General features: G+C 64.7%; 7 protein-coding genes. 5 read left to right on the top strand and 2 right to left on the bottom strand.

Annotation, left to right across the window (positions count from 1 at the left end):
- The first annotated feature begins 122 nt into the window (after positions 1–122).
- Genes AC1D1X_RS12680 through AC1D1X_RS12660 form a run of 5 tightly spaced genes read left to right on the top strand, consistent with a single transcriptional unit; the run spans position 123 to position 3,733 of the window.
- Positions 123–944 (top strand): ABC transporter ATP-binding protein, encoded by an 822-nt coding sequence (locus AC1D1X_RS12680; RefSeq protein ID WP_477656435.1) that lies wholly within the window; start codon positions 123–125, stop codon positions 942–944.
- Between the two features lie 5 nt (positions 945–949).
- Complete coding sequence (locus AC1D1X_RS12675) at positions 950–1,159, top strand: AtzG-like protein (RefSeq protein ID WP_477670693.1); 210 nt, start codon at positions 950–952, stop codon at positions 1,157–1,159.
- Positions 1,156–2,628, top strand: coding sequence for an AtzE family amidohydrolase (locus AC1D1X_RS12670; RefSeq protein ID WP_477670692.1), 1,473 nt, complete (start codon positions 1,156–1,158; stop codon positions 2,626–2,628). Before AC1D1X_RS12675 ends, AC1D1X_RS12670 begins: the two co-directional genes overlap by 4 nt.
- Positions 2,625–3,005 (top strand): oxalurate catabolism protein HpxZ, encoded by a 381-nt coding sequence (gene hpxZ / locus AC1D1X_RS12665; protein ID WP_477670691.1) that lies wholly within the window; start codon positions 2,625–2,627, stop codon positions 3,003–3,005. The genes AC1D1X_RS12670 and hpxZ overlap by 4 nt, the downstream gene beginning before the upstream one ends.
- Positions 3,002–3,733 carry a GntR family transcriptional regulator gene (locus tag AC1D1X_RS12660; RefSeq protein WP_477670690.1) on the top strand — a complete coding sequence of 244 codons (732 nt, stop codon included), beginning with the start codon at positions 3,002–3,004 and terminating at the stop codon, positions 3,731–3,733. The genes hpxZ and AC1D1X_RS12660 overlap by 4 nt, the downstream gene beginning before the upstream one ends.
- Positions 3,734–3,818: 85 nt before the next feature.
- Here AC1D1X_RS12660 and AC1D1X_RS12655 read toward each other — a convergent pair whose 3' ends face one another.
- The gene (locus AC1D1X_RS12655; RefSeq protein ID WP_477698387.1) at positions 3,819–4,748 is read right to left on the bottom strand and encodes a dihydrodipicolinate synthase family protein; all 930 of its coding nucleotides are present in this window, start codon (positions 4,746–4,748) and stop codon (positions 3,819–3,821) included.
- Positions 4,749–4,798: 50 nt separating this feature from the next.
- A partial coding sequence (locus AC1D1X_RS12650; protein ID WP_477698386.1) for an IlvD/Edd family dehydratase occupies positions 4,799–6,511 on the bottom strand: 1,713 nt, incomplete at its 5' end.

Below are 6,511 nucleotides of genomic sequence, written 5' to 3'. Positions count from 1 at the left end.
CCCCCCGAGGGGGCCGCTGCGCCTGCGGCCCGGCAAAGCCGGTTCCGCGGCCCCTGCTTGAAGGTGAGAGGCCTGCAGTCACTCACCACTGTGTTTACCCATGGATCCCACCGGAGTCCGACATGTCCGCTGTAATTAATGCTCCCGTATTCGCCGATGTCCCGGTGCGTGAATTCCAGCCCGGCCCGGCAGGCACGCACATCACCATACGCGGTCTGACCAAGTACTTTGCGGGCTGGCCGCTGTATGAAGACTTCAACCTGGACATCCCCAAGCACAAGATCGTCTCGGTCTTCGGGCCCAACGGCTGCGGCAAGTCCACGCTGATCAACATGATCGCGGGCCTCATCCCCATCGACGCGGGCGAAATCCTGTTCGACGGCAAGTCGCTCAAGGACACCAAGATCGGCTACGTCTTCCAGAACTACCGCGAAGCCATGTTCCCGTGGATGCGTACCATCGACAACATCGCCTACCCGCTCAAGCTTGAAGGCAGATCCAAGGCTGAAGTCGACAGGCGCATGGCCGAACTCGTGGCCTCCTTCGACGTGAAGTTCGACCTGAACCGCTACCCCTATGAACTCTCGGGCGGGCAGCAGCAGACGGCCTCCATCATGCGGGCGCTGGCGCCCAATCCGGAAGTGCTGTTCCTGGACGAGCCGTTCTCGGCGCTGGACTTCGAGATGACGCTGTTCATCCGCGAAAAACTGCAGGAGGTGTTCATGCAGACAGGCACTACCATGCTGCTGGTGTCGCACGACCTGGAAGAAGCCGTGTACCTCGCCGACCAGGTACTGCTGCTGACCAAGCGCCCGACGCGCGTCGCCGAAATCCTGCCCTACGGCGATGCGCGTCCGCGCACGGTGGAGACCTTGTCTGAAGCCAGCTTCATCCGCACCAAGAAACTCAGCCTGGAAATATTCCAGCGCGAAGTCAGGCGCTGAACCACATGACACCCGCGCAAATAGATGCCTATGTCGACGCCGCCGCGGCCGCGCTGGACTTGCCGCTGAATCCGGAACACCGGCCCGGTGTGCTGCAGTTCTTCGCGCTGGCCGCCGGCTTTGCCGCGCAGCTGCAGGCCGTGCCGCTGGACGCCCATAACGACCCGGCGCCGGTGTTTGTACCTGTTGAGCCTTCCGGCAAGGCTGGCGGATGAGCGACGCTGCCGAATGCCTGCGCGGCGATGCGATGGCCATGGCGCGGGCCGTGCGGACGCGCGAGGTCGGTGCAGGCGCATTGATTGAAGCCAGCCTCGCGCACATAGCCGCCACCAATGGCCGCGTCAATGCCTTTACCGAAGTCACCGCCTCGCGGGCACGGCAACGCGCGGCACTGCTGGACCAGCAGCTCGCCGTCGATGCGCCCGGCCTCGCAGCACAGCCCTTGCTGGGCGTTCCTTTTGCCGTAAAGAACCTGTTTGATATCCAGGGCCTGTCCACACTGGCGGGCTCGGCCATTGAACGCGGGCGAACGCCTGCCACGGCCGACGCACTGCTGGTGCAGCGGCTCGAGGCAGCTGGCGCCGTGCTGGTGGGTGCGCTCAACATGGACGAATATGCCTATGGCTTCACCACCGAAAACAGCCATGCCGGCCCGGCCCGCAACCCGCACGACCTCACACGCATCGCCGGCGGTTCATCCGGCGGCTCAGGCGCCGCAGTGGCTGCGGGCCAGGTACCGCTGACGCTGGGGTCGGACACCAACGGCTCCATCCGTGTGCCGGCCTCGCTGTGCGGCGTGTTCGGGCTCAAGCCCACTTTTGGCCGGCTACCGCGTACCGGCAGCTACCCCTTTATTTCCGGGCTGGATCACCTGGGGCCGTTTGCGCGTTCTGTGCGCGACCTGGCCCTGTCTTATGACCTCATGCAAGGCCCGGAGGCCGCCGGGCCATCAACCGTCCGCGACCCCGGCTGCGCACAGCGCACCGCCGAGCCGGCATTGCCATCGCTGGTGCAAGGCATGGGCGGACTGCGCGTAGGTGTGCTGGGCGGCTACTTCCAGGACTACGTCCAGCCCCAGGCCTGGGCCGCCGTGCAGCGTGTGGCCCAGGCGCTGGGCGCCCGCGAAACGGTGGCGCTGCCAATGGTCGAGGCGGGCCGCGCCGCTGCCTTCCTGATCACCAACGCCGAGGGCGGCGCCCTGCACCTGGACGACCTGCGGCGCCGCGCCGGCGATTTTGAGCCTCTGTCGCGTGACCGCTTTCTTGCGGGCAGCCTGCTTCCGGCTGCCTGGGTAGACCGCGCCCAGCGCGTACGCCGCCTTTATGCCCAGGCCGTGGCCGGACTGTTTGAACACTTCGATGTCCTGCTCGCCGCCGCCACCCCCTGCGCCGCCACGCCCATAGGCGCCGAGTGGCTGGAATTGAACGGCAAACGACTGCCGCTGCGCCCAAGCATGGGTTTGTTGACCCAGCCTTTTTCGTGCATAGGCCTGCCCGTCTGTGCGGTGCCGGTGTGGCCGGATGAAGGCCTGCCCGTAGGAGTGCAGCTCGTCACCGCGCCCTGGCGTGAAGACCACGCGCTGCGCGTGGCGGCCGTGCTGGAGGCAGCCGGCATCGCCCGCGCTCCGCTGGCTTCGCTGGCTTCGCTGGCTTCGCTGGCTTCGCTGACAATCGGTAAATCATGATCCATGCCATCAACCTGCCCGACGTTCATGCCGAAGTGACTGCCGCATTTTTTCGCTACGAAGATGCACTGGTCAACAACAACGTGGAAGTGCTCGACGAGCTGTTCTGGAACAGCGAGCACACCCTGCGCTACGGCGTCACCGAGAACCTCCACGGCTATGACGCCATCCGTGCTTTTCGCGCGGGGCGCTCCCCACAAGGGCTCGCGCGTACCTTGCGCGCCACAGTCATCACAACATACGGACGCGACTTCGCCACGGCCAACACAGAGTTTGCACGTGTAGGTAGCGACAGGACCGGGCGCCAAAGCCAGACCTGGTTGCGCACGCGGGATGGCTGGCGTGTGGTAGCCGCCCACGTGAGTCTGCTGGCATGAGCCGCACGCACGCCGCCCCGCCTGTTGCCGGCAGCGCCTTTCATTCGCGCGCCGAGCAAGCCTATGCCGAACTCAAGCGCGACATCGCCGAATTCAAGCTGGTGCCCGGCGACCGCTTCACCGAAAGCGAGGTCAGCGAGCGYCTGGGTGTCTCGCGTACACCGGTGCGCCAGGCCCTGTTTCGCCTGCAGCAGGAGGGATTCGTCGAGGTGCTGTTTCGCAGTGGCTGGCGCGTGCTGCCCTTTGATTTCGACAAGTTCGAGCAGCTCTACGATCTGCGCATGGTGCTGGAAACCACGGCCGTGCAGCGCCTGTGCAGCGGCAGCCAGACGGTGGACACGGCGCTACTCGATGAACTGGCGGCCATCTGGCTGGCGCCGCTAGCTCAACGCAGTACCGACATGGTGCAGGTTGCACAGTGGGACGAGGCGTTTCATTGTGCGCTGGTGGCGGCCGCCGGCAATGCCGAAATGGCCCGGGTGCACCGCGATGTGACTGACCGCATCCGCATCATTCGCCGGCTTGACTTCATCAAGCAGCCGCGCATTGACGCGACCTATGAAGAGCACGCCAAGATTCTCAAGGCGGTGCGCGCCAAGCGTGGCGACCAGGCCGCCATGCTGCTGCGCGCCCATATCGAAACCAGCCAGGCCGAGGTGCGGAAAATAACGCTGCACCAGGTGCATCTCGCGCGTCAGATCGGCTCCGGAACGTCGCCCAAGGCATAAAACGCCTGGAGCCGTTAACCGGTGGGCGCGAGAAGCTATCAAAAAAGGAGCAATGTGCGGGGCATTACCCCGCGGCGTGCCCTGCTTACCGCCCCCAGCGCAGCACAAGCGGATCAAGCCGGCTGGCGGTTGCCAGCAGCCCGGCGCGCGTGTCCGGGTGCATGGCCGGAAAAGGATGACGCGGTGCTTCGCAGGCGATCACGCCGCCTTCCTTCATCAAGGTCTTGGCGGCCAGCAGCCCCGCCTGGCGGTTTTCATAATTGATCAGCGGCAGCCATTGCTGGTAAAGGGCATAGGCCTTGTCATGGTCGCCGGCGCGGTGCGCCTCGATGATCGGACGAATGCCGTCGGGGTAGYCGCCGCCGGTCATGGAGCCGGTGGCGCCGGCATCGAGGTCGGGCAACAGCGTGATGGCCTCTTCGCCGTCCCATGGCCCTTCCACCGAGTCACCTCCCAAACGGATCAGTTCGCGCAGTTTGGAGGCTGCACCGGCGGTTTCGATCTTGAAATAGGCGACGTGTTCAATCTCACGGGCCATACGCGCGAGGAAGCAGGCTGAAAGCACAGTGCCGCTGGCGGGCGCATCCTGGATCATGATGGGAATGTTGACCGCATCCGACAGCCGCGCATAAAACTCGTAAATCTGCGGCTCGCTCACGCGAAAGGTAGCCCCGTGATACGGCGGCATGACCATCAGCATGGCGGCGCCCATGTCCTGCGCCCGGCGGCTGCGTTCGGCGCAAACCTTCGTGCCGTAGTGGGTGGTGGTCACGATCACCGGCACGCGGCCGGCCACATGTTCGAGGACGGTACGGGTCAGGGTTTCACGCTCTTCGTCCGAAAGCACGAATTGCTCGGAGAAGTTGGCCAGGATGCAGATGCCGTCTGAGCCGGCGTCGATCATGAAGTCGATGCAGCGCTTCTGGCTTTCAAGGTCAAGCTCGCCGGTTTCGGTGAACGTGGTGGGGGCAACGGGGAAGATACCGCGGTAACGCGGCTGGCGGAGCGTGTTCATGGGGACTGGATCAGGTTGAATAAAGTTCAGTAATTCACTGCTTGCGCGATTTAATGGGAGTGCCGGGGAACTTCGGAGCCGCGGCAGCCGACCAGAAAATCGAAGTCGCAACCCTCGTCGGCTTGCAGCACGTGGTCGACATACAGGCGCTGGTAGCCGCCACGCATGCCTGCAGGGGCCTTCTGCAGGGCGGCAAGGCGTTCAGCCAGTTCGGCATCGCTGATGTCCAGGTGCAGGCGGCCCGCATCGCAGTCGAGCTCGATCCAGTCGCCGTCGCGTACCGCGGCCAGCGGCCCGCCGGCCGCCGCTTCTGGCGCCACATGCAGCACAACGGTGCCGTAAGCGGTGCCGCTCATGCGTGCGTCCGAGATGCGCACCATGTCCTTGACGCCCTGGCGCAGCAGCTTGGGCGGCAGGCCCATGTTGCCGACTTCGGCCATGCCGGGGTAGCCCTTGGGGCCGCAGTTCTTCATCACCATCACGCAGCTGGCATCGATGTCGAGGTTCTCGTCGACGATGCGCTCCTTGTAGTGCTCGAGGTTCTCGAATACGACCGCGCGGCCGCGGTGCTTGAGCAGTTCGGGCGAGGCCGCAGAGGGCTTGAGCACGGCGCCGCGCGGCGCCAGGTTGCCGCGCAGGATGCAGATACCGCCGTCGGCGATCAAGGGGTTGTCGAGGGGGCGGATCACCTCGTCGTTGTACTGCGGCGCCTCGCGCACGTTGTCCCATATCGACCGGCCATTGACGGTGAGCGCATTGGGATGCGGCAGCAAGCTGTTTTCACCCAGACGGCGCAACACGGCGGGCAGGCCGCCGGCGTAGTAGAACTCTTCCATCAGGAAACGGCCGGAAGGCTGCAGGTCAACGAGGGTGGGCGTGTTGCGGCCAATACGCGTCCAGTCTTCCAGGTCCAGCTGCACACCAATACGGCCCGCAATCGCCTTGAGGTGAATCACTGCGTTGGTGGAGCCGCCAATGGCGGCGTTGACGCGAATCGCATTTTCGAAGGCTTCGCGTGTGAGGATTTTCGACAGCGTGAGGCCTTCGCGCGCCATCTCGACAGCCCGCGCGCCCGACATTTGCGCCAGCACATAGCGGCGTGCATCCACCGCGGGAATGGCGGCGTTGTGCGGCAGCGAAGTACCCAGCGCTTCGGCCATGCAGGCCATGGTGGAGGCTGTTCCCATGGTGTTGCAGGTGCCGGCCGAACGCGACATGCCGCCCTCGGCCGCCAGGAACTGGTGCAGCTGGATTTCGCCCGCTTTCAGCGACTCGTGCAGCTGCCACACTGCCGTCCCCGAGCCGATGTTTTTGCCTTCAAGCTTGCCGTTTAGCATGGGCCCGCCGGTCACCACGATGGCCGGAATGTCGCAACTTGCAGCACCCATCAGCAGTGCGGGCGTGGTCTTGTCGCAACCGGTGAGCAGCACCACGGCGTCGATGGGATTGCCGCGAATCGCTTCTTCCACGTCCATGCTGGCAAGGTTGCGTGTGAGCATGGCGGTGGGCCGCAGGTTCGACTCGCCGTTCGAGAACACCGGGAACTCGACCGGAAAGCCACCCGCCTCTGAAATGCCGCGCTTCACATGCTCGGCGATCTTGCGGAAGTGGGCATTGCAAGGCGTGAGCTCCGACCAGGTATTGCAGATGCCGATGATGGGGCGGCCGTCGAACTCATGGTCGGGAATGCCCTGGTTCTTCATCCAGCTGCGGTACATGAAGCCGTTTTTGTCGGCCGTGCCGAACCACTCGGTGGAACGTAG

Source organism: Polaromonas sp. P1_G4 (assembly GCF_056405475.1).
Note: the sequence above shows the minus strand (reverse complement) of the source record. Positions and strands in the feature narration are given on the sequence as shown.

Coding starts and splice junctions, on each gene's coding strand:
- AC1D1X_RS12680 (WP_477656435.1), top strand. CDS start 123: ATGTCCGCTGTAATTAATGCTCCCGTATTCGCCGATGTCCCGGTGCGT.
- AC1D1X_RS12675 (WP_477670693.1), top strand. CDS start 950: ATGACACCCGCGCAAATAGATGCCTATGTCGACGCCGCCGCGGCCGCG.
- AC1D1X_RS12670 (WP_477670692.1), top strand. CDS start 1,156: ATGAGCGACGCTGCCGAATGCCTGCGCGGCGATGCGATGGCCATGGCG.
- hpxZ (WP_477670691.1), top strand. CDS start 2,625: ATGATCCATGCCATCAACCTGCCCGACGTTCATGCCGAAGTGACTGCC.